This window comes from Mesorhizobium sp. M0166, from assembly GCF_040322255.1.
In the GTDB taxonomy this organism is placed as follows: domain Bacteria; phylum Pseudomonadota; class Alphaproteobacteria; order Rhizobiales; family Rhizobiaceae; genus Mesorhizobium.
The window spans coordinates 52,667-75,341 of the sequence record NZ_JAMYTD010000011.1; the positions used below are offsets into that span (position 1 = coordinate 52,667).

Below are 22,675 nucleotides of genomic sequence, written 5' to 3' on the forward strand. Positions count from 1 at the left end.
TTGTTATGCGTTTGCTGCTACTGGACGGGCATTGCCCGGCCGCTCTCCTGGAATTGCCGCTACCAGTTGGCGCGTGTAGGCTGCTTGCGGGTTCAGGAATATTTGCGAGGGCGGCCCGCGCTCGACGATCCGGCCCTTCTGCATCACAGCGATTTCGTCGCAGATCTGGCTGGCGACGCGCAGGTCGTGCGTGATGAAGACCATCGACACGCCGGTCTCGCGCTGGATCTGGTCCAGAAGCTGCAGGATCTGCGCCTGGATCGACACGTCGAGTGCGGAGACAGCCTCGTCGGCGATCAACAGCTTCGGCTTGAACATCAGCGCACGAGCGATGCCGATGCGCTGGCGTTGCCCACCCGAGAACTCGTGCGGGTAGCGGCCAAAAGCACCGGCATCGAGACCGACATGGGCCAGAAGCGCACGCGCTTCATCGCGCGCTTGAGCATAAGGCATCCCGTGCGCCATCGGACCTACTGTCATGATGTGGCCGACCGTCGAGCGTGGATTCAGAGAAGCGAAGGGATCCTGGAAGATCATCTGGATCCGCGGTCGAAGCGGGCGGAACTTCGCTTCGGAAAGCTTGGCTATGTCACAGCCCTCGAACAAGATCCTGCCGCCGTCACTGTCCAGCAGCTTGATCAGCAGCCGGCCCAGCGAGGATTTCCCCGAACCGCTCTCGCCTACGATCCCCAGCGTGCGGCCAGGCGCCAGTTCGAACGAAACCTCGTTGACCGCCGTCACAGTCCGCTGCGCGCCGAACAGCGCGCTGCCGCCGCGATAGGTCTTCACCAGACCCTCAACCTTGAGGATGGGCTCCTTGCTGGCAGCCTCCGGGCGAGAACGATCTTCGCCGGTCAAATGTGGTACGGCCGCGATCAGGCGCTGGGTATAAGGGTGCTTGGGCGACTTCAACACCTGCTCGGCGCTGCCCTGTTCGACGACATGGCCCTTTTCCATCACCACGACGCTGTCGGCGATCTCGGCCACCACGCCGAAATCGTGGGTGATGAACATCACGCTCATGCCTTTGCGCCGCTGAATGTCACGGATCAGTTGCAGGATCTGAGCCTGGGTGGTGACGTCGAGGGCGGTCGTTGGTTCATCTGCAATCAGGACCGTCGGCTCGAGCGCCAAGGCCATGGCGATCATGACGCGCTGCCGCTGCCCGCCCGAAAGCCGGAAAGGGTACTGGTGATACATGAGTTCGGGATCTGGCAGGCCTACTTCAGTGAGCAGCTCGATGGCGCGATTGCGACAGGTTTGTGGCGTGCCGAAGCCATGCGCGGCCATGACCTCGTCAATCTGCGCGCCCACCGTCATCAGGGGATTGAGCGCCGAGAGCGGGTCCTGAAAGATCATCGACACGACCCGTCCACGCAGATTGCGCAGCTTGTCTGGCGACATGCCGATGATGTTCATCCCCTCCAGCTGGATGACACCCGATGAGAGGCGGATCACCTTCGGCAGAAGCCCCATGATCGCGTTCGCCGTGACCGACTTGCCCGATCCGGACTCGCCTATGATGCAGAGTATCTGGCCGCGTTTGAGATCGAAGGAAATGTTCTTGACAGCATGGGCCCGTTCCATGCCTTGCGGCAAATTCACCGTGAGGTCGCGCACCGAAAGCGCCACATCGTGGGGGGCTACAGCCTGGATGCTTGCGACCATCGAGGTCACCTCCCCTTTCAACCGAGCGCGTCCACCCTGTTGCGGACCGCATCATCGCCCTTTGAGCGGAAGCGCCTCACCGTAGCTGCCGTAGTCCGGGCTTCTCGGCGCTTCGCGCGCTGAGGCTGCGAGAGACGGGTTCTGCTCATCGTGGCGGTTCCCTTATGAAATCCGGTCCGTTTACCGGACTCTGTTCCCTTTTTTCTTGGAGAACTCTCCGAAGGGGCAAGCCTTGCCTATCGAATGTCCTCTGAAGCCTGCCTGCCATAAGGAAGGGTTGCTCCGTTCTTCCAGCCAGTTTGACTGTTCTGTTTCCGCAGAGTCTTCGAAACTTGGCCCTCGGGCGGCAGGAACTTCTGAAAAGAACATCCAGTTCGGCATTTCACTCTGTTCCCGTTTCGGCGCGGAAACCGGGATCAGGCAACCACATCCTTCATCCGGCAATACGCGCCCATGAGGGATATGACCAAAGATTTCCGGTGTACATCGGCACCATATGCAGGCCATGCCGCCGAGCGGATTGGTGACCGTGCGGCCCATCACGATGTCGGCCAAGGCACTGCCGATCAAGGTCGACGACTGCGCCGTGTACCGCGCATGCCGCAGATGACGCGACTGCATGAAGTGTACTCCTGCTTGCCCCGCGCAGCGAGCTTTTCGCGCAATAATTGCCTGTCCTGGGGGCTGCTAAACGCAGGATATTCCGTCCAGGCACAAACTCCGCAGCCTGTCTCTCCAGGCTACAGGTTAGGATGCTTCAAATTACCGGAGTCCCATCCATGTCCGCGCCGCTCATGCACATCGACTGCAGCCCTTCCCTCCCTCACGAAGCGGACGTCGTCGTCATCGGCGGCGGCGTGGTGGGCGTGTTCAGCGCATACTATCTGGCGCGCCGCGGCCTCAAGGTCGCCCTGGTCGAAAAGGGGCGTATCGCGGCCGAGCAGTCCAGCCGCAACTGGGGCTGGTGCCGCCAGCAGAACCGCGATGCGCGCGAGCTGCCGATGGCGACCAAGAGTCTCGACCTCTGGGAGAAGGTGGCACAGGAGACCGGCCAAGACACCGGCTTTCGCCGCTGCGGGCTCCTCTATCTCTCACAAGACGAAAATGAGCTGGCAGGCTGGGCGAAGTGGCGCGATTTTGCGAGAACGGTCGGGGTCACCACGCACGTGCTGAGCGCAGAAGAAGCCACCGAACGGGGCAAAGCCACGGGCCGCAAATGGAAAGGTGGCGTGTTCTCGCCAACTGACGGAACGGCGGACCCTTCCAAGGCAGTCCCGGTTGCGGCGCGCGGCATCATGGCGGCGGGCGGAACCGTACATCAGCATTGCGCGGCGCGCGGGCTGGAGTTGAGCGCCGGCCGGGTGAGCGCTGTGGTGACCGAAGCAGGCACCATACGGACGAAAACCGTTGTCATGGCCGGAGGCGCGTGGGCTTCTTCCTTCTGCAACCAGCTTGGCATGCGCTTCCCGCAAGCTGCCGTGCGTCAGTCCATTCTAGCCGTGGCGCCAGGCGCAAACGGTCTGCCGGATGCCCTGCATACCGCGCGCGTCTCTCTGACGCGGCGCAGCAACGGTGGATACGCGCTGGCGATCAGCGGGCGGGCGCGTGTCGATCCAACGCCGCAGCAGTTCAGGTTCAGCCGAGAGTTTGTACCTATGTTCGCCCGCCGCTGGCGCAGTCTCGCCCCGGGCGCCTTCGAGGGCTGGCGTCAAGGCCATGAAAGCCTGCGCAAATGGGCCCTCGACGACATCACGCCAATGGAACGGAACCGGATTCTCGACCCAAAGCCCGACATGGGGCAGATTCGGCTTACATATCGAAGAGCCTGCGAATTGATCCCCGAACTCCAACGCGTCGCGATCTCCGATGTCTGGGCGGGTTATATCGACAGCACGCCCGACGGCATTCCCGCTGTCGGCGAAGTGGAGGGGATTCCGGGCTTCATCCTGGCGGCGGGATTCAGTGGTCACGGCTTCGGGATTGGCCCCGGCGCGGGGCATATGATCGCCGACATCGTCACAGGCAGCGAGCCTATTGTCGATCCGCGTCCCTATAGGCCCGAGCGTCTGAAGACCGCTGCGTGGGGCAAGGTCGCTGAATTCTGAGAAGACCGTCTTGCCAAGGTACAATCTCGATCGCACACGAGATTGAGGCCACGAGGCGGCCAGCACCAAAAACAAGGAAGTGACGATGCGCGAATATGAGATTGCCGCCATTCCTGCCGACGGGATCGGCCCGGAGGTGATTGCCGCAGGTCTCCAGGCACTTGAGGCGCTGCAGCAGCGCTGCGGCGACTTCAAGCTGCGCGTCGAGCACTTCGACTGGGGCTCAGACTATTACAAGGCCCATGGTCGGATGATGCCCGAAGATGGAGTGGCGCAACTGAAGCGCTTCGACGCCATCTTCTTTGGCGCGGTGGGCGCTCCCGATCTGCCCGACGACATCACGCTCTGGGGACTCCGCCTGCCGATTTGCCAAGGCTTTGATCAATACGCGAACGTGCGGCCGACCAGGATATTGCCCGGGATTGTTTCGCCGCTGGCGGGCGTTGGCCCTGGCGATCTGGATTGGGTGATCGTGCGGGAGAATTCCGAGGGCGAGTATTCGGGCCACGGCGGCCGCGCCCATCGCGGCCTCCCCGAGGAGGTCGGAACCGAAGTCGCGATCTTCACGCGCGTCGGAGTCACCCGCATCATGCGCTATGCATTCCGGCTGGCGCAGTCACGGCCGCGAAAGCTCCTGACCGTTGTTACGAAATCCAACGCGCAGCGTCACGGCATGGTAATGTGGGACGAAATCGCAGCCGAGGTGGCGCAGGAATTCCCCGACGTGGCGTGGGACAAGATGCTAGTCGATGCTATGGCAGTGCGTATGACGTTGAAACCTCGGAGCCTCGATACGATCGTCGCCACCAATCTTCACGCCGACATATTGTCCGACCTTGCCGGCGCGCTCGCGGGCAGTCTCGGCGTTGCACCAACGGCCAACATTGATCCCGAGCGGCGCTATCCCTCGATGTTCGAGCCAATTCACGGCTCGGCATTCGACATCGCCGGCAAAGGTATTGCCAACCCGGTCGCCACCTTCTGGACCTCTGCCCAGATGCTCGAACACCTGGGCGAGAGCGCAGCGGCCGCCCGGCTGATGAGCGCTGTGGAAACGGTGACGAGTGAAGGCGTGCTGACGCCGGACGTAGGAGGGACAGCAACCACGCAGGAGGTGACGGACGCTGTCTGCCGGGCGATCCGCGGTTCGAACGTGTGACAGGTTTCCAATGAAGCTCGACAAGATCGACATCAAGATCTTATCCCAACTGCAAAAGAACGGGCGGGTCACCAATGTCGAGCTTGCCGACCTGGTGAACCTTTCGCCGAGCCCTTGCCTGATGCGCGTGAAGAAGCTTCAGGCGGAAGGCTTCATCACCGGCTATTCCGCCCAGATAGATGTGTCCAAGCTCGGACAGACTCTGACGATCTTCACCGAAGTCACGCTCAAGCACCATCAACAGAACGATTTCGCGAGATTTCTCACCGCAATTCAGAAAGTCGATTCTGTCATCGAATGCCATCTGGTTTCAGGCGGCTACGACTATCTAGTGAAGTTTGTCACAGCGGGCATCAGCGAGTACCAGACGATCATGGAGCGCATGATCGAATTGGATATCGGGATCGACAAATATTTCAGCTTCGTCGTGCTGAAGTCACCGATCGTGAAATCCCATTTGCCTCTCGACATCATTTTCGACAGATGAGAAGGCTGCTCCGGTTCGATCCACAAGCGGCGTGCGCTCGTGCCACGCTCCATCTTGTCGCGCGCGGCATTTGTCGAATGACGACGTCACGCTTCGGGCGAGGCCGTCATTGCCACTCGTCTGAACGGCGCCTAGCCTAAAACTTCGACTGCATCTGGACACTTCCGGCGAACGCCTGTTTTCGCCTTGTCCTCGTCAAATGGCTTGAATATATATCATTCGATGATATATAGGCAGGCAGCACGCACCGCTTGCGGAGTGCGACAATCTAGCCTCGGGTCACAGTTGGACCAAAGGCAACAGGCGAAAAGATGAACAAGATTGACACTTTGATCCACCGAAGAGCTGACGATCGCCGGAAGACCGCGCAAGCCTGTGTATCGCGTATTCTCCGGAACGCCAAAGCCCGCGGCGTCGATATCTCTGTTGTCGGATCCCTCCGGAAAAACCGTTTCCGCGTCCATTCGGACGTAGATCTGCTGGTTCACGGAAGCACTGATCCTGCGCGCCGGGCCCTGGTAGAGCGCTTGGTCGCAGACCAGCTTCGGGGAACGAACATTCCTTATGACCTGATCTTTGCTTCAGACGTTTCGTCCGAACGAGTGCAGGAATTGCTCAATGACAGCGTTTAAGCATCCGGCATTCGCAAAACTGTCGCCAAAAATCGACCGCGCTGCGAAGGAACTGCAGCAAATCGAGGAATTTTTGTCGGCTCATGGGAGTGAGATGTCACTCGGCGAATGGGGAGCGGTCGCAGCTGTTTCGCTGGGAGTCCACAATGTCTACAACGGCATCGAGGACATCTTGCTCAGCCTGTCCAACGACATAGACGGCCTCGTTCCCCAAGGGCCTACGATGCACCAGGACGTGCTCGATCAGATGTCGGCGGAAATTGCAGGCATCCGCCCGGCTGTGCTCGACCCCGAGCTTTATCAGTCCCTGAGTGAGTTAAAGGGATTCCGTCACCTGGTGCGGCATCGATACGGTTTTGACCTGAAAACAGACAAGGTGCTCGAAAATCTCGACAGGGTAAAAGAGGCATTTCCGTCCTTCGTCCAGGCTGTTGTTTACTTGGAAAGCACTCTTACTGAGGAAAACACGCGCGACAGTGATGGCGGCGACGACGGCTCAGGAGGCGGGGCATCTGGTGGTCCGTGAACCAATGGCTCAGTCGTGTGCCCCGGAAGAGATTCTGCGGGCGTTGACCCCTGAGAATTGTCGGCTGGTGGCGCTGATCCATCGGTATCGACCGCAAAGCATCACGGAACTGTGCAGGTTGGCGGCGCGTCCGCAGCCGAACGTATCCCGCTCCCTGGCGGCCCTTGAGCGGGGGGGAATTGTCTCAATGGCGGGCTCCAGGCCGAAGAGACCCGAACTCGCCGTGCAACGAGTCACGATCGAACTCGCTGAGCTTCAGGATGGCAGATGCGAGGTCGACGATTCGTGGAAACAAATCGCCGGACCATCATCTTTGCTGCGCCATGGATAACAGAGGCAAAGTCGACGAGTGGGATGCGAAGCCGCCGCTGACGAGGTTTGGCAAGTATTGGACGTGAAGTCTCGGGTGACGCCGAGCCGATCGCCAAGATAGTCCCAAAAGGCCCTGGTCGATGCGATGCGCCCGCTGATCATCCCTTCATCGCTGCCCGCACATCCTTATCTTGGAGGGTTTGGTCCAGCGTCATCCGCGTGCGTTCGAGGATTCCATCAATATCGTCGTCTGTGCAGCAGAGCGGCGGCGCATAGCCGAGGATGCCGCTGTTGAAGGCACGGATGACAAGGCCGTTCGCCCACGCGCGCTCGAAGATGCGGCGCCCCGGATCAGCCGCCGCCGGCAGCGGCGTTTTGCGCTCCTTGTCGGTGACCAACTCGATTGCTGCCAGCATACCGCGACCGCGGATGTCGCCAACCAGCGGGTGGTCGGCGAGCGAGCAAAGGCCTTGCATCAGGCGCTTCCCCACTTTCCGCCCATTCTCGAGCAAGCCATCTTCATAGAGACGCAGGCATTCAAGCCCGACTGCCGCGCTCACGGGATGGGCCGAATAAGTATAGCCATGGCCGACCGCCGCTTTGCCGGCTCCGTCCGCGATCGTATTGTACACGTGGTCCGACATGAAGACGGCGCCCATCGGCACGTAGCCCGAGGTCAGTCCCTTCGCTGTGGTTATGAAATCTGGCACGACCTCGTCATCCTCACACGCGAAGAGGGGGCCGGTACGGCCAAAGGCAGTGATAACTTCGTCGGCAACGAACAGAATGTCGTGTTCCTTGCACACGGCGTGCAGAGCCTTCAGCCAACCTGTCGGTGGAACGAGGACACCGCCCGAACCCTGGATTGGTTCGGCGTAGAAGGCCGCAACGCGGCCCGCGCCGAGTTCCGCGATTTTGGCCCGCAGGGCCGCGACCGATGCATCGATGATCGCCTGCGGGTCGGAACCGACCGGATTGCGATAGGCGTAGTGCGAAGGAATTTTGTGCTGCCAGTCGTAAGGCACGCCGAAACCCGCGTGGAAGGCCGGGATCGCTGTCAGACCTGACCCTGCCGTCGAGGATCCATGGTAGCCATACTCGACCGAGATGAACTGGTCCTTTTGCGGCGTACCCTTGGCATGGTAGTAATAGCGAATGAAGCGGATCGTACTGTCGACTGCGTCGGAGCCGCCAAGCGTGAAATAGACGTGGTTCAAATCGCCGGGCGCCAGTTCGGCAAGCCTGGCAGCAAGGCGAATGGCAGGCTCGGATCCCAGCCCGAAATATCCCGTCGCATAGGGAAGATCTCTTAGCTGCTTTGCGGCTGCTTCAACGACGCTTTCCTGGCCGTATCCGATGTTTACACACCATAGACCGGCGAATCCGTCCAGCAGGGTTTTCCCGCTTGCATCGGTCACGGTTGCGCCTTTGGCGGATTTGAGCACCCGCACGCCCGCGTCCTCGTGGCTCCGATAGGATGAAAACGGGTGAACCAGATGTGCGCGATCGAGTTCGATCAGTGAATTTGCCAGCATTTCTTCCTCCGATTCAGCGCGGTGCCTGACTGACGAGAGCATGAGTCCGGCGTGGTGTGGTTTCGTCCTTCAGCTCGTTTCCAGCGTGGTCTGCTGCGCGGTGATGGTTGATTCCGGGCCTGATTTCTCTAGGCCCAAGATAGGCTGCCGCGGACAGCAGTTTTTCCCGACCAGAACCTGAGCGATAGGCGTTTTGACTTTCCTTTGCCGCCGGCGCCGCATTTTATGCCGACGCACGGCTGAAGGATCGCGCTCCCGCGAAGCCCGAAACGAACTCAGGCGCAACTCTCTGCCAAAGCTCTCACCCAATACAAAACAATCTGCTTCAGGGCGCATCGAATGCGGCGACTAGTCTTCTCCGGTCCTCATTATGATCCTTGCTGTTAAAGGCACGCAGTGCCGACAGGATTGGAAGGATCGACGCTTATGACCCAGTTCAGACCGAAATACATCACCTTCGACTGCTACGGTACACTATCCAACTTCGACATGGCCGGCGCGGCGAGACGCGTATACGGCGCGCAGCTCTCCCCAGCTGGGATGGCGCAGTTCATAAAGGATTTCTCGGCCTATCGCGTCGATGAGGTTCTTGGTGCCTGGAAGCCGTACAGCGAGGTCGTACACAATTCCGTGGAACGTGCCTGCAAGCGCAACGGCGTCGCATTCCGGCCCGAGGATGCCCAGCGCATCTATGCGGAAGTGCCGACATGGGGTCCGCACCCGGATGTCCCGGCGGGCCTGGCCAAGGTCGCCAAGGAGATTCCGCTGGTGATCCTGTCGAACTCCATGAAGAGCCTGATCATGTCGAACGTGGAGAAACTCGGCGCACCCTTCCACATGGTCATCACGGCCGAGGAGACCGGCGCCTACAAGCCTTCAATGAAGGGCTTCGAATATATGTTCGACAAACTAGGCTGCGGCCCGGAGGACATTACGCACGTGTCGTCCTCATTTCGCTACGATCTCATGACCGCCTATGATCTCGGTATCAAGAGCAAGGTCTGGGTGAACCGCGGCCACGAGCCTGCGAACCCCTTCTACGAATATACCGAAATCAAGGATATCGGCGGTCTGGCCGGCGCCGTCGGACTGGAGCCAGTTCGGGAATTCGCCTGAACGTTTGTAGGCGCAGTCGCGCCAGAGCGAGGCGCTCCCAAACCTTAATAGCCACTGGTCGCAATAGAGAAAGGGACGGTTTTCACCGCCCCTTTCTTTATTGTTCCAACGCTGCAAGTGTTTCCACCTGCCTGCAAGATAACTAGTCAAGCCCGCCAACATGAAGCGCCTTGACCTCGAGATATTCCTCGATGCCGAGCTGCGATCCTTCGCGCCCCACTCCCGACTGCTTGACACCGCCGAAAGGCGCAACTTCGGTCGAGATCATGCCTGTGTTGAGCCCGACCATACCGAACTCCAGCGCCTCGGCAACACGCCATGAGCGCTTGAGGTTGTCGGTGTAGAAGTAGGCGGCAAGGCCGAACGGCGTACCATTCGCGATGGCGATGGCCTCTTCCTCCGTCTCGAAGCGAAAAAGCGGCGCCACCGGACCGAACGTCTCTTCGGATGCCAGGAGCATCCCGGTAGTAGCCTCTCCCAGCACGACGGGCCGTGCATATTGCTTGCCCTCCGGCACCGTCTCGCTTTGGGCGATGATCTGTGCACCTTTCGCCTGTGCATCCGCGATGTGACGCTCGATCTTGTCGATCGCGGCGGCGTTTATCATCGGGCCGATCTCAGTGCCCTCGTCGGTCCCTGCGCCAACCTTCATCCGCGCCACGCGCCGGCTCAGCTTTTCGGCGAAAGCGTCGTAAACGCCTTCGTGCACGAGAATCCGGTTCGCGCAGACGCAGGTTTGACCACCATTGCGGAACTTGGACGCGATCACCCCTTCAACTGCCTTATCCAGATCGGCGTCGTCAAAGACGATAAAGGGCGCGTTGCCGCCAAGCTCCAGGCTCAGCCGCTTGATGCTATCGGCCGCGCCGCGCATGAGCAGCGCACCGACGCGGGTCGAACCGGTGAACGAGATCTTGCGCACCGTCTGGTTGGCCATCAATTCGTTGCCGATTTCGATGGGCATGCCGGTCACAATGTTGATCACGCCGGCAGGGATACCTGCCCGTTCCGCCAGAACGCCGAGCGCCAGCGCCGAGAATGGTGTAAATTCCGACGGCTTGATGACAACCGTACAACCTGCGGCCAGCGCCGGTGCCACTTTGCGTGCGATCATTGCGTTGGGGAAATTCCACGGCGTGATGATGGCGCAGACGCCGACGGGTTCTTTCAGCACCAGAATGCGGCGATCGGCCGTGGGTGACGGAATGGTCGAGCCACCGATCCGGCGCGCCTCCTCCGCAAACCATTTCACAAAAGATGCGCCGTAGCGGATTTCCGCCACCGCCTCGGCAAGCGGCTTGCCTTGTTCCAGCGTCAGCAGGAGCGCGAGATCCTGTTCGTGCTGACGGATGAGGTCGTGCCAGCGCTCCAGAAGTCCTGCACGCTCGGCATGCGTCCTTTTCCTCCAGCTTTTGAAGGCCTCAGCCGCGGCAGCGATTGCCGCTCTCGTCTCGTTCTCGCCCATTGCGGGAACGGTGCCGAGAACACTTTGGCTAGCAGGGTCAATGACATCGACCACGCCCTTGGTTTCCGCATCCCGCCAGGCACCGCCAATCAGCGCCTGCTGGCGGAAAAGGTCGGAATCGTTGAACATGCCAATCTTCGTCATCGCATTCATGGTCTTTTCCTCTGCTCTTTCAGCTCAATCCTGCCAGCACGGCCTGCGTGATCGTTTCAGTCCTGTCCTTGCCTGCGATCGTGCCAATCCCTCGCGCGGTTGCGGACTCGATTGCCGACATCACTTCGGCCGCAGCCTGCCCCTCGCCCAGGTGCCCGAGCATCATCGCACCGGACCAGATCGCGGCGATCGGATTGGCGACGCCGAGATGCGCGATGTCGGGCGCCGAACCATGGACCGGCTCGAACATGGAAGGCGCGCTGCGATCGGGATTGATATTGGCGGAGGCGGCGTAACCCAGCCCGCCCTGAATGGCCGCTCCAATATCGGTGAGGATGTCGCCGAAAAGGTTCGATGCGACGATTACGTCGAGGCTTTCAGGCGCCAGGACCATACGGGCGGCAATGGCGTCGATGTGGTAGTGCGAGACCTCCACATCGGCATAGTCTTTCGCCACCTCGCGCGTGACCTCATCCCAGAAAACCATGGAGTGTTTCTGCGCGTTGGATTTGGTGACAGATGCGAGCTTCCTGCGGCGCGCCTGCGCCTGTTCGAAACCGAAACGGATGATCCGTTCGACACCCGTACGCGTGAAGATCGCAGTCTCAACCGCCACCTCATCGGCCGTGCCGGAATGAACGCGCCCACCGGCGCCGGAGTATTCGCCTTCCGTATTCTCGCGGATGCACAGGATGTCGAAACCATCGGAGCGGAGGGGCCCCTGAACACCCGGCAACAGCCGGTGCGGTCGTATGTTGGCATACTGCGTAAACCCTTTCCGGATCGGCAGGAGCAGTCCGTGAAGCGATACTGAGTCGGGCACTTCCGCGGACCAGCCCACAGCGCCCAGATAGATCGCATCGAATTTTCGAAGTGTCTCGATGCCGTCTGACGGCATCATTGCGCCGGTCTCCAGGTAGTAGGCGCACGACCATGGGAATCTTGTGTCATCAAGCGCAAAACTGCCCCGCTTTGCCGCCGCCTGCAGCACCTGCCATGCCGCCTGCGTCACGTCCTTGCCGATGCCGTCGCCGGGGATGAGCGCTAGCTTGTAGGTCTTCATTGATGGACGTCCTCATTCGCACTAACGTCATGTGAACAATAGTGGACCGCCTGCCGCATTTTCCGTCGAGGATGAGCCGTCTGACGGCGTCGAATCGCGTCAGGCGGAACTTGGAAAGCCGATTGTTCTGGAACCGCCGCGCTATTCGGCCGGACCTTGAGCCCTGAACTCAGTCGTAAACGCAGACGTAGATCTTGCGCACGGTCTCGATAGTGCGCCAGACCCCGACGAAACCGGGCTTCATCACGAAACTGTCGCCGGCGCGGTAGGTCTTGGTTTCACCGCCCTTCTCCTCGATTTCGACGAGACCCGAAACGATGTGGCAGAACTCGTAGATCGTGCCCTTGATCGAATGCGTCTCGCCGGGCGTCGCCTCCCAGACGCCCGTGAGCACCTTTTCTCCCTTCGAGGCATCCTGCGCCCAGGTCTTGAAGGATGGATTGCCGGAAATGAGCCGCTCCGGAGCCGGTAGTGCCTCCTTCGGCGCGAAGCCTGGAACTGTGTCGATCGTGATCAGAAGTGACATGTGATGTTTCCTGGTTAGTAGCCGAGTGTCCGATCGACGAGGCCGATCAGTTCCTCTCCGGCGCGATGGCGCCGGATATTGTCCACGACGGATTGTGCCGCCGTATGCGGTTGCGTCACCGAGGCGATGTGCGGCGTTATCATCACCTTCGGATGCGACCACAGCGGATGGTCTTGCGGGAGCGGTTCTGGATCGGTGACATCAAGCATCGCCGCAGATACGTGACCGGTGTCGAGCGCGTTGATCAGCGCGGCCTGGTCCAATTGCGGACCCCTGCCGACATGCACTAGCGTCGCCCCGACGGGCAGCAAGTCGAAGAACTCTGCATCGAGGATGCCGTGCGTTTGTTCTGTGAGCGGGAGCAGGCAGACAAGAATATCCGTTTGCTTCAGAAAGCCCGCGAGTTGGTCCGTGCCGTGAAAACAGGCGACGTCCTCTATCCGCTTTTCGCTGCGGCTCCACCCGGCAAGCGGAAACTGGAACGGCTTCAAGCGCTCGATAGCCGCGCGGGCCAGCATGCCAAGACCGAGGAAGCCAACCCGGCGTTCGGCCGCCTGTCGAGCGGCAATCGGTTGCCAAAGGCACCTTTTCTGCTGCTCGAGATAGGCGGGCATCTCCCGGTGGAGCGCCAATACGCCGAGCGCGACGTATTCCTGCATCATGCGTATGATGCCGTCCTCGACCATGCGCACAAGCTTCACATGGCTTGGCACCACGTCCTGCTTGAACTGGTCGACGCCCGCTCCGATGGAAAACAGCACTTCCAGATTGCGGTAGCGCGAGATCTCATCCGGCACCGTCCAGGTGATGAGATAGCGCACCTTCTCCGGCTCCATCTCGTCCCCGGAATGGAAGAATTCCAGATCCGGGATCTGGCGCGCGAAGATCTCGCGGAAGACCGCAGCACGCGCCGCATCGGAATTGAAAAGAAACGCCATGGTGACCGCCCCTTTCTTCAGCCCGCAAGACGCGCGCCGAGCCCCTCGATCATCTTCCGGCAAGCGGCGAGTTCACCGATCTCGATATATTCGTCGGGACGATGGGCACGGCCGATGTCGCCTGGGCCGCAAACGACCGCATCGATGCCGGCCTGCTGATAAAGCCCGGCCTCCGTGCCGAAACTGACGGCCGTGAGCGGCTCCTGCCCCGTCAGCTCCGTCAGAACGGCCGCCAGCGCGCTCCCGTTCGCGGGCGCAAGGGCGGGATAGGTGCTCAACTCGTGCCACGCCACATCGAAGCCGCTGTCTCGCAGGGCGAAGAGCCGGGCCTTGACCGGCTCAAGCAGGGAGGCTGGAGAAACGCCGGGCACGGCACGCGCCTCGATGTCGGCTGTGCAGTGACCAGCGATGATGTTGACCGCCTGTCCACCGGCGATGACGCCCACCTGCAAGGACGAGTATGGGGGCTCGAAATTTTGATCGCGCGGCCCGTCCGCGAGCGATTGGCCGTAGGCCACGGCATATGTGATGACGCCGGCCATGGCGTGCACGGCATTGAGTCCGAGATCGGGGCGTGACGAATGGCCTGGTCGCCCGATCACCTCGAGCCGCGCGGCGGCCTTCCCCTTGTGCGCGCGCACGGGCTGCATCCGGCTCGGCTCGCCGACAATCGCGCCAAGCGGCCTCTCGCATAAGCTCGGCAACGCTGCCAAGAGATGCGGCACACCGCGGCACCCCGCCTCTTCGTCGTAGGAGAATGCGAGATGAACTGGCTGCCGCAGGTTCATCGCCGCAAGTCCTGGGAGCACGGCCAGTGCGCAGGCGAGGAAGCCCTTCATGTCGGTGGTGCCGCGGCCGTAAAGCCTGCCGCCCTCGCGGCGCAGGACAAACGGGTCCGAGCTCCATTCCGGCTCGCCGGCCGGCACGACATCCATATGTCCGGAGATGATGTAGCCCCGACCCTGGCGCGGGCCGATCGTCACGAAGAGGTTGGACCGGTCGCCCTCGGGACCGGGGAGAACTGTCACCTCGGCTCCGGCTGCCTGACAGTAGTCGCGGATCCAATCGGCGATCGCGCCGTTTGGCGTGCCCACAACAGAGGGAAATGCAATCAGCGTCGCGAGGATTTCTTCCACGTTCATGGCGGTCCGCTCTGCTTGCACACTATCACCGGGTGCAACCAGCCTATCCGCAGGCAGCAGTGTTCCCTGCCGAATTGCGTCGTGCTTTGGCCGAAGATTGCGAAAAAGCACCTCGAACCAGCTAAACCTGCTGGCTTTCCCGTATAATGCTGCGGCAAAAGGGGTATGTCGCGACATGGCGATCGATGACAGGATCAACACCGCGTGCCTTGCGCATTCGTTGAAGGAGCGGATCGATTGAGATGCAGAGATCAGTACGCCTGAAATCCTTCGAACTGGTCGCGCGGGACATTGATGATGTCGACGTCAAGCTACTGCACGCGCTGTCGATCTCAGTCCGCTGGCCTCACCGGCCGAAGGATTGGGACTTTCTGCGCCGTGCCGGACGCGGCATTGTTGCCGTTGATGGTATTGGACGCGTTTTCGGCAGCGCGATGTGGTTTCCCCACGGAGACGATTTCGCCACCATCGGCGTAGTGATCACAACGCCCCGCACGCAAGCGCAAGGAGGCGGCCGATGGCTCATGGACTTGGTGCTCGAGCAGTGCGGCGATCGCAACTTGGCACTCAATGCTACCCACGCTGCCTATCCTCTTTATGTCTCACTCGGCTTCACGACCGAGGCGATCGTATACATGCACCAGGGGGAGGTCCCACAGACGCTCCCAACAATGCCGGCTCTGGACGGTCAATTGCAGGCGCTATCGAGCGACAGTCTGAAGGAGATCACGGCGCAGGATACGCCCGCGTTTGGGACAAACCGCGAGAGGCTGCTCGCGTTGCTCGCAGCGGATGCCTCAATCTGCACTTTGAGCCGCGGCGGCGAGATCGTCGGCTATTCCATGTGTCGCGAGTTCGGACGTGGCCATGTGATCGGCCCCATGGTCGCGCGCAACGATCTCGACGCGGTCCACCTCACAGCCGTGCATCTGAAGGAACTGGCAGGACGATTCACCCGCGTCGACACCCGCGAGAAGGATGGTGTGTTTGCCGCGTTTCTCCAGCAGTGCGGTCTCGGCATTGCCGAGACCGTTACGACAATGTCCAAAGGGCGCCGCTTCCTGAACCGGGAAGACAATGAGCCTTGGGTCTATGGATTGGCCGGCCACGCCTTGAGCTGAATGCAAGCACGCTGTCGCCTTCAACCAGCAGTCAGAGGATCAGGTGATCAGTGCGCGCGTCGATCAACCGGCATGATGCGGTTGCCGTCACGCGGCCGGAACGGCTGCCGCTTCGAATCTGCTCCTAATCCAGGATTCAGTTTCCGCTGCCGACATAATGACCGTCCGACGCCCATCCGCCACGCCATCCACGATGACATGGCCGATGCCGCGCGAGCACGGCTCGATGCGGGCGTTGAGGTGATAGATGTCGCGCAGCAGATCGGATGTGATGACGTCTGGCGATGACCCGCATGCGACCAGCCGGCCGTCCGCGATGACCATTGTCTGATCGCTGAAGCGAAGGGCGTGATTGAGGTCGTGCAGGGCGATCAGCACGACCATGCCTCGCGCCTGAGCAAGTCCCCGCATGAGGCCAAGCACTTCCACCTGCCGCGACAGATCGAGTGCTGATGTCGGTTCGTCCATCAGCAGGATCTCCGGCTCGCGCACCAGCGTTTGTGCCAGGCTGGCGAGTTGCCGCTGGCCGCCGGAAAGCTCGCCAATGTTGCGGAAAGCGATGTCGGCGATGCCGAGCGCCGCCAGCGTCTCGTCAATGCGAGCCAAATCATCATCGCCCACCGAGCAGCCCATACCCTGCTTACGGGCGAGCAACACTGACTCGTAGACGGTGAGCACCGCGTTGGCGGACGTTTCCTGTGGCATGTAGCAGATGCCGCTCTTCCCGCGAATGGCCCCCTCGACATGCATTGCTCCCGGTCCGTCCAGGAGGCCGGCAATGCGCCTGAAGAGCGTCGACTTCCCGGCGGCATTCGGACCGATCACGGCCACGATGTCTCCGCCCTCGAACGCATTCGTCGTCACATCGCGAAGCCGCAGGCTCGTGCCGTAGCGCGCGCCGAGCGCCTCGAGCCGGATCGTCACCATGAGCGCCTCGTGCTGGACAGGATGAGCGAGATGAAGAACGGGATGCCGATCAGCGAGCTGACGATGCCGATCGGGAAGACCGTCCCCGGGATAAGCGACTTACTGACGACCGAGCTGGCCGACAGGATGAGCGCGCCCGCAAGGGCCGAGGCGGGCAGGAAGAAGCGTTGGTCCTCGCCGATGACCATGCGCGCGATGTGCGGACCTACCAGACCGATAAAACCTATGGTGCCGACGAAGGCGACGGGAATGGCGGCGAGGAGGCTCACCAGAATGAGCGTCTCGAGCCGCAGGCGACCGACCTTGACGCCGAAGCTGGCCGCCTTGTCCTCACCGAGCCTCAACGCCGTCAGCGCCCAAACGCGCCGGGCGAAAATGGGTAAGACTGCCAGGAGAATGAATGTGGTGACTGCAAGCTTCGGCCAGGTGGCCTTGCTGAGGCTGCCCATTGTCCAGAAGACGACCGCCGCCAGCGCTTCCGCCGAGGCGAAAAACTGGACCAGCGCCAGCAGCGCGTTGAAGGTGAAAACCAGAGCGATGCCGAGCAGCACGATGGTCTCCGCGCTGACGCCGCGCTTTACGCTTAGTACGTGAATGAGCAAGGGCCCCAGCATCGCCATCACGAAGGCGTTGATCGGCACCACATATTCGACTGCGGCGGGGACAAGCCTCACCCCGAAGGCAAGTGCAAGCGCGGCGCCGAAGCTCGCGGCGGCGGATATGCCGGGCGTGAAGGGGCTCGCCAGCGGGTTGTTGAGGATGGTCTGCAACTGCGCGCCGGCCACGGCGAGCGCTGCCCCGACGACAATGGCCATCAGGGCGACCGGCATGCGGATGTCCCAGAGCACCACGCGCACCTGCTGCGGCACCGTGTCGGGAAACACAAGCGCCCGCATGACCTCGCCAAGTCCGTAGCGGGCGGGACCGACCGCAAGGTCGACGCACAGGCTGAAGAGCAGGGCAGCGCCGAGGCCGGCAAGGATCAACTGCCGCCGCCAGACGAGAGCGCGGTAACGCCCTCGTCCATCGGTGCTGTCGAGCGCGGTGCTGACGGCCGTCGATTCAATCGACATCGGTCAGCGAAACCCAGTGGCCGGGCCGGTATGCTACGGGCAAGAATTTCTCGTGCAACTCTCTGAAGGTCGCCTCGGGATCGAGATCGGCGAAGAGATCCGGATGCAGCCACTTGGCCATCTGCTGGATAGCCACGAACTGATAGGGGCTGTTGTAGAACTGATGCCAGATGGCATGCACCGCGCCATCCTCGACGGCCTTCACGCCGGTCAGCGCCGGCCGCTCGGTCAGCGCCTTCAGCTTGCGCAGCGCCTCTGCCTGATCACGGCCGGGCCCGACGCCGACCCAGGCACCGCCCGGCACATAGGCGTCCCACCATCCGCCGGTGACGATGATCTGATCCGGGTCGGATGCGATGATCTGTTCGGGATTGAGTGTGCCGAACGTGCCGGGGATGATGCCCTTGGCGATGTTGTCGCCGCCTGCCATCTCGACGAATTTGCCGAAATTGTCGTCGCCGAAGCTCATGCAGCAGTCGTCGGAATAGCCGCCGGCGCGTTCGATGAAGACCTTGGGCCGTTCCGGCTTGGCCCGCTCGATGACGTCGGTAACGAGCGCGATCTCGGCGGCGCGCCAGGTGATGAATTCCTCAGCGCGCTCCTCCTTGCCGAACAGCTTGCCAAACAGGCGCATGCTGGGTTCGGTGTTGGTGAAGGGGCGCTCGCGGAAATCGACATAGACCAACGGAATGCCGGCGGCGGCGAGCTTCTCGATATACTTGCCGTCTTCCGTAGCCTGCTTCGATTCGATATTCATCAGGATGACGTCGGGCCTGAGCGAGACGGCCTGCTCGACGTCGAAAGTACCGTCCTTGAAGCCGCCAAAAGTCGGGATCTCCCCCATCCTGGGGAATTTTTCCAGATAGGCGGCGTAATTGTCCGGATCCGCCTGGCTGAAATCCTCGCGCCAGCCAGCGATGCGCTTGAACGGATCCTCGGTGTCGAGTGCCGCGACGAGATAGACCTGCCGGCCCTCACCCAGGATTACCTTCTCAACCGGGACGTTCACCTCGACCTGGCGGCCCGTGATGTCAGTCACTGCAACCATTTCGGCCCTGGCGGCCAGCGTCATCGACAGGGCGGCGATAGCTGCCGCCATCGTCCCTGCTCGGATTCTTCCGAAATTCATCGCGCCCTCTCTTGAAGTGGATTAACCAGAGGTGGCTTAAAAGATGACTTCAGTCTCAAGAAATATCTTTTAGAGCCATTCCAGACTGGTGCGACGAGAAGGGGTCTGGAATGGCGGGCGAGCCCAATTATTCGCTGCGGGACGAGATACGCGACTATTGGTCGGCGCGCGCCGGAACATTCGACCTTTCGGTGGGGCATGAAATCTTCTCACAGCGGGAACGCCTGGCCTGGCACAGGCTGATGCTCAAGCACTTGGGGCCTGGGGATGGGCGTCGCGCGCTCGACCTCGCTTGCGGCACCGGCGTCGTATCCCATCTCATGCACGACCTGGGTTATGCCGTGACCGGGCTCGATTGGTCAGAGGCCATGCTTGCCCGCGCGCGTGCAAAGGCGACGCAGAGCGAAACCGGCATCCGGTTTCTGATCGGCGACGCCGAGCGCACCCTTGAAAAAGGAGAAAGCTACGACGTCCTCGTCACCCGTCATCTCATCTGGACGTTGGTGGATCCGCGAGCGGCATTCGCCGAATGGTTCTCGCTGCTCAAGCCTGGCGGACGGCTGCTGATCATTGATGGTGATTTCGTCAGTGGGACCTGGGTAACCCATCTGCGACAAGTCCTGGAAAGGGCCATTGGCCTGACAGGCGGGCCGGTCCACGGACTGGATCAGGCGATGGCGGACCGCCATCGCAGCATCCTGTCGCGGCTGCACTTTTCGCACGGCGCCAAAGCGGACGAGGTCTGCGCGCTTCTCGTGGAGGCTGGCTTCGAGATACCTGTGGTCGACACCCGGTTCGGCGCGATTCATCGCGCGCAGGCACGGCACATAAACTTCCTCAGGGCGCTGGAACGCTCGACGCAGCATCGCTACGCGATCTGCGCGACCAAGTCGGCCTCGTAGTTGGGGAATTTCTAACGATTTGCTCGCAACAGCCCAGACACGACAGCTCAGGGTGAAAGACCACCGCGGAGAGACTTAGAAAAGAAGCTGTACGGATTGTCCCTGCGCCGAAAGCAGTTTGACGGCCTTCCGGTCAAACGAGACGAAAGTCTCCCCGCCAAGCCAGCCGCCGTCAAAAGCGAGCACGCCGTCCGCGAAATCGCCGCCGGCATCGAGGACTGACAGCCCTGCCTCAACGGCCGGCCGGTTGACGACAACATTCGCGGTGTTCAGCAACGCCCGGATCGCCGCGGCAATATTTTCGGGCTCTGTCTGGTATTGCCGGGCCAGAACCCAAACGAATTCGCACAAGGCCTGCAAGCTCACGGCCACGATGTCCGCTTTGGCCAGCAGGTCGACGGCAATGGCCGCCTGCCTCTCATCGTCGGCGACATAGGCGCGCAGCAGCACATTGGTGTCGGCCGTAATCCTCATTCCTTGCCCGATCCGGCCGCGGCGCCCGCCTCCGCTATCGCCTCGTTGATCTCCTCGATGCTGAGCACCCGGCGGTTCGTCTTGCCTCTGAGGAAGCCGTCAGGCACGTAGATTCGCTCTCGCCACCGTCGTTCGGCAAAATTTGTTGACTTCCCAACGTCGAGTGGATGTCGCAGCTCGCGCGTGACCTCCCGGCGACGAAATTCGAACTCCGGACCCTAGAGTCGAAGTTACCAGTGTCAAAATAGTTGTTTTAGATGAATTACTTAATCAAAACGTCGTTTTCGAAAGCCCTGGAAACCAAGATCATCGGATCGCCTAGAGTTGAGGCTTCCTTTCACTTCAGTCGCTTCTGTTCGCGCGATCGATCTAACCGTTGGGCGACTGAGCAGCATGGAATCGCCGAATTCATGCGTGCGATATCGGTGCTCGGCGAAGGATGCGGAAGCCTTGGCGAGCAGAGCATCGTCGGCAAAGGCGCGCAGGAGCTCGAAATGGCTTTCGCCGGGCTGGTGGACGCCTGTTAGAATCGCATCGACTACGCGAAGTGGCGTGCCCAGCGCGATGCGCCCCCTCGCAACGCCATTTCCGGCACGCACATTGCCGTCGGGGTTGGCAGCTGCCTCAAGCGCGCGCACCACGCTCGTGCCGATTGCGATGATGCGGCTTCCGCGGAGCTTCGCCCGCGCGACCTGCGCCGTCGTGCGTCCGGGGATGCGGTACGGCTCGTCGAAAGGGAGGCGCAAGTCGAGCGCGGGGTCCCCGGTGGAAGACACGCCCGCGGCATGCGTGAGTGTTGCGAAGCCCACGTCGCGCCGACGCCAGGCCTGGAGCGTGCGCCAGTCGAGTGCGAAGCCTGCCGATGGCGCCTCGAACGCCACCGGCCCGGCGGCAATCTTCGTCCAAACATTCCAAAGTGCCAACGGTTCGCGAACATGAGCATATTGGATCGGCCGGCCGTGCTGCGCCAGTCCTGCAAGCACCGCTGCGCGGTTGCCTGGGAAGCGCAACTCGAGAAGGCGAGGATGGTCGAGAAGGCGCTCTATAACGGCTTCAAGCCGACCGAGCCGGAGGCGATCGCCTGGTGACAGCGGGGGCGGAGACAGCCGATTTTCGGTGCGCGTGCGGTGATCGCCCGCGCCGAAGGCAATCGCCAGGAAGTCGGTTGGGTCGGGAAATGTCAGCCAGCCTGCCAGGCGGATCTCGATCGCCTCGTCGCTTCGAATATGCGTGCCGTGGAAGCTGGCAGGCAAGGTCGCGGCGTCATTGGCTACGACCAGATCGCCGCCATCGAACAGTGTCGCGAGTTCAGTGCGCGGCAGGTCGCGCGTCGCCCCGTCCGCCTCGACAACGAGCAGCCGGGCGGCGCGCCGATCCGGACGGTCGGCGGCAATCATCCACGTGCCTCGGCGAGAAGTGTTGCGCCGGCCGGCAACGTGTCGAGCATCTGTTCGATGATCTCGGCAGCAGCCAAGTCGGGACGCTTCAATGTCGACGGATCGGCGTCAGGAAGCGCCAGCGCGTGCAGTGGGGTGTCCATATCGCCAGGGTCTAGCGCGAGGAGCCGGATGCCGTCGGCCTTCCCCTCCTCGTCCCAAATCGCGGTCAGGTGAGCAAGAGCGGCCTTGCTCGCGCCATACGCACCCCAGCCGGGATAGGCGTTCACCGCCGCGTCGCTGGAGATGTTGACCACCAGCGCGCCACGGCCCTCGCGCGCGGACGCGGCAAGTGCACCGAACAGTGCTTTCGTCAGCCGGAACGCGCCGACGAGGTTGACCGCGAGCGCTTTTTCCAGCTCCTCGCACTCGGTATCGGCAAGGAGCGCCAGTGGAACGGGCCCGAGGCTCGAGGCATTGTTGATCAGAACGTCGAGCCCGCCCAGGCTCGCTGTGGCCTGCAACGCGATCGGGTAGATGTCGTCCTTTTTGCCGACGTCGCCGACAATGCCATGTGCGCCCGTCTCGTCAGCGATGCGTTCGACGTCCGCGGCAGTGCGTGCAACGAAGGCGACCGAGGCTCCGTCTTTGGCAAGCTGCCGCACAAGCGCCAGTCCTAGGCCGGAGGTGCCTCCCGTGACTGCTACACGAAGTCCCTGAAGATCGATGTTGGTCAGCATTGCCGATGCTCCTTCAAACCGTATGGCCGAATGGTACAAGCTCAAGTTAACTTGAGGTCAAGCATTCATTCCGTGGATCGATGCCAACCAGATTCACGTATCGCAG

The 22,675-nt window shown here is 61.5% G+C and carries 23 protein-coding genes; 9 read left to right on the forward strand and 14 right to left on the reverse strand.

The genetic code is table 11. The features are described from left to right. Positions 1–3: 3 nt before the first annotated feature. Positions 4–1,668: an ABC transporter ATP-binding protein gene (locus NKJ46_RS14800; RefSeq protein ID WP_352665711.1), complete on the reverse strand. Its 1,665-nt coding sequence runs from the start codon at positions 1,666–1,668 to the stop codon at positions 4–6. 180 nt (positions 1,669–1,848) lie between these two features. Next, a complete protein-coding gene (locus tag NKJ46_RS14805) occupies positions 1,849–2,289 on the reverse strand; it encodes a hypothetical protein (RefSeq protein WP_352665712.1) in 441 nt (146 codons plus the stop codon). 158 nt (positions 2,290–2,447) lie between these two features. On the opposite strand from NKJ46_RS14805, the gene NKJ46_RS14810 reads away from it, so the two are divergent. The 6 genes from NKJ46_RS14810 (at position 2,448) to NKJ46_RS14835 (ending at position 6,908) form a co-directional block, all read left to right on the forward strand. Continuing rightward, positions 2,448–3,773 carry an NAD(P)/FAD-dependent oxidoreductase gene (locus tag NKJ46_RS14810; protein ID WP_352665713.1) on the forward strand — a complete coding sequence of 442 codons (1,326 nt, stop codon included), beginning with the start codon at positions 2,448–2,450 and terminating at the stop codon, positions 3,771–3,773. Between the two features lie 85 nt (positions 3,774–3,858). Beyond that, on the forward strand, positions 3,859–4,932 hold the full coding sequence (locus tag NKJ46_RS14815; protein WP_352665714.1) for a tartrate dehydrogenase: 1,074 nt from the start codon (positions 3,859–3,861) through the stop codon (positions 4,930–4,932). Between the two features lie 10 nt (positions 4,933–4,942). After that, a complete protein-coding gene (locus NKJ46_RS14820) occupies positions 4,943–5,419 on the forward strand; it encodes an Lrp/AsnC family transcriptional regulator (protein ID WP_352492386.1) in 477 nt (158 codons plus the stop codon). A 311-nt stretch (positions 5,420–5,730) separates the two neighbouring features. Further along, a complete protein-coding gene (locus tag NKJ46_RS14825) occupies positions 5,731–6,051 on the forward strand; it encodes a nucleotidyltransferase domain-containing protein (protein ID WP_352665716.1) in 321 nt (106 codons plus the stop codon). Further along, positions 6,038–6,577, forward strand: a complete 540-nt coding sequence (locus tag NKJ46_RS14830; RefSeq protein ID WP_352665717.1) for a ribonuclease toxin HepT-like protein — start codon at positions 6,038–6,040, stop codon at positions 6,575–6,577. The genes NKJ46_RS14825 and NKJ46_RS14830 overlap by 14 nt, the downstream gene beginning before the upstream one ends. A 4-nt stretch (positions 6,578–6,581) precedes the next feature. Then, the gene (locus NKJ46_RS14835; RefSeq protein ID WP_352665806.1) at positions 6,582–6,908 is read left to right on the forward strand and encodes an HVO_A0114 family putative DNA-binding protein; all 327 of its coding nucleotides are present in this window, start codon (positions 6,582–6,584) and stop codon (positions 6,906–6,908) included. Between the two features lie 139 nt (positions 6,909–7,047). Here NKJ46_RS14835 and NKJ46_RS14840 read toward each other — a convergent pair whose 3' ends face one another. Beyond that, positions 7,048–8,424, reverse strand: a complete 1,377-nt coding sequence (locus tag NKJ46_RS14840) for an aspartate aminotransferase family protein (protein ID WP_352665718.1) — start codon at positions 8,422–8,424, stop codon at positions 7,048–7,050. Positions 8,425–8,850: 426 nt separating this feature from the next. Here NKJ46_RS14840 and NKJ46_RS14845 point away from each other — a divergent pair, with 426 nt between their 5' ends. Further along, positions 8,851–9,540 carry a haloacid dehalogenase type II gene (locus tag NKJ46_RS14845; protein ID WP_352665719.1) on the forward strand — a complete coding sequence of 230 codons (690 nt, stop codon included), beginning with the start codon at positions 8,851–8,853 and terminating at the stop codon, positions 9,538–9,540. Positions 9,541–9,682: 142 nt separating this feature from the next. Here NKJ46_RS14845 and NKJ46_RS14850 read toward each other — a convergent pair whose 3' ends face one another. The 5 genes from NKJ46_RS14850 to argE form a co-directional block, all read right to left on the reverse strand. Next, positions 9,683–11,158, reverse strand: a complete 1,476-nt coding sequence (locus NKJ46_RS14850) for an NAD-dependent succinate-semialdehyde dehydrogenase (protein WP_352665720.1) — start codon at positions 11,156–11,158, stop codon at positions 9,683–9,685. Positions 11,159–11,177: 19 nt separating this feature from the next. Continuing rightward, on the reverse strand, positions 11,178–12,221 hold the full coding sequence (locus NKJ46_RS14855) for a tartrate dehydrogenase (RefSeq protein ID WP_352665721.1): 1,044 nt from the start codon (positions 12,219–12,221) through the stop codon (positions 11,178–11,180). Positions 12,222–12,390: 169 nt separating this feature from the next. Continuing rightward, positions 12,391–12,747 carry a cupin domain-containing protein gene (locus NKJ46_RS14860; protein ID WP_352665722.1) on the reverse strand — a complete coding sequence of 119 codons (357 nt, stop codon included), beginning with the start codon at positions 12,745–12,747 and terminating at the stop codon, positions 12,391–12,393. Positions 12,748–12,761: 14 nt separating this feature from the next. Continuing rightward, positions 12,762–13,685, reverse strand: a complete 924-nt coding sequence (locus NKJ46_RS14865; RefSeq protein ID WP_352665723.1) for a 2-hydroxyacid dehydrogenase — start codon at positions 13,683–13,685, stop codon at positions 12,762–12,764. Positions 13,686–13,702: 17 nt separating this feature from the next. Further along, positions 13,703–14,827, reverse strand: coding sequence for an acetylornithine deacetylase (argE, locus tag NKJ46_RS14870; RefSeq protein WP_352665724.1), 1,125 nt, complete (start codon positions 14,825–14,827; stop codon positions 13,703–13,705). 242 nt (positions 14,828–15,069) lie between these two features. Here argE and NKJ46_RS14875 point away from each other — a divergent pair, with 242 nt between their 5' ends. Further along, a complete protein-coding gene (locus tag NKJ46_RS14875; RefSeq protein ID WP_352665725.1) occupies positions 15,070–15,948 on the forward strand; it encodes a GNAT family N-acetyltransferase in 879 nt (292 codons plus the stop codon). Positions 15,949–16,035: 87 nt separating this feature from the next. On the opposite strand, the gene NKJ46_RS14880 is transcribed toward NKJ46_RS14875, so the two are convergent. The 3 genes from NKJ46_RS14880 to NKJ46_RS14890 are packed head-to-tail and all read right to left on the reverse strand — an operon-like array spanning position 16,036 to position 19,047. Continuing rightward, a complete protein-coding gene (locus NKJ46_RS14880; RefSeq protein ID WP_352665727.1) occupies positions 16,036–16,875 on the reverse strand; it encodes an ABC transporter ATP-binding protein in 840 nt (279 codons plus the stop codon). Beyond that, entirely contained in the window at positions 16,869–17,948 is a 1,080-nt protein-coding gene (locus NKJ46_RS14885; RefSeq protein WP_352665728.1) for a FecCD family ABC transporter permease, read from the reverse strand. The genes NKJ46_RS14880 and NKJ46_RS14885 overlap by 7 nt, the downstream gene beginning before the upstream one ends. After that, the gene (locus tag NKJ46_RS14890; RefSeq protein WP_352665807.1) at positions 17,938–19,047 is read right to left on the reverse strand and encodes an ABC transporter substrate-binding protein; all 1,110 of its coding nucleotides are present in this window, start codon (positions 19,045–19,047) and stop codon (positions 17,938–17,940) included. Before NKJ46_RS14890 ends, NKJ46_RS14885 begins: the two co-directional genes overlap by 11 nt. 140 nt (positions 19,048–19,187) lie before the next feature. Between NKJ46_RS14890 and NKJ46_RS14895 the strand changes: the two genes are divergently transcribed. Then, complete coding sequence (locus NKJ46_RS14895) at positions 19,188–19,979, forward strand: class I SAM-dependent methyltransferase (protein WP_352665729.1); 792 nt, start codon at positions 19,188–19,190, stop codon at positions 19,977–19,979. Positions 19,980–20,054: 75 nt separating this feature from the next. Here the strand turns inward: NKJ46_RS14895 and NKJ46_RS14900 are convergent, their stop codons facing one another. The 3 genes from NKJ46_RS14900 to NKJ46_RS14910 form a co-directional block, all read right to left on the reverse strand. Continuing rightward, positions 20,055–20,453, reverse strand: coding sequence for a type II toxin-antitoxin system VapC family toxin (locus NKJ46_RS14900; RefSeq protein WP_352665730.1), 399 nt, complete (start codon positions 20,451–20,453; stop codon positions 20,055–20,057). Between the two features lie 266 nt (positions 20,454–20,719). After that, positions 20,720–21,850, reverse strand: coding sequence for an S-adenosylmethionine:tRNA ribosyltransferase-isomerase (locus NKJ46_RS14905; protein ID WP_352665731.1), 1,131 nt, complete (start codon positions 21,848–21,850; stop codon positions 20,720–20,722). Continuing rightward, on the reverse strand, positions 21,847–22,569 hold the full coding sequence (locus NKJ46_RS14910; protein WP_352665732.1) for an SDR family NAD(P)-dependent oxidoreductase: 723 nt from the start codon (positions 22,567–22,569) through the stop codon (positions 21,847–21,849). The genes NKJ46_RS14905 and NKJ46_RS14910 overlap by 4 nt, the downstream gene beginning before the upstream one ends. Positions 22,570–22,675 lie beyond the last annotated feature (106 nt).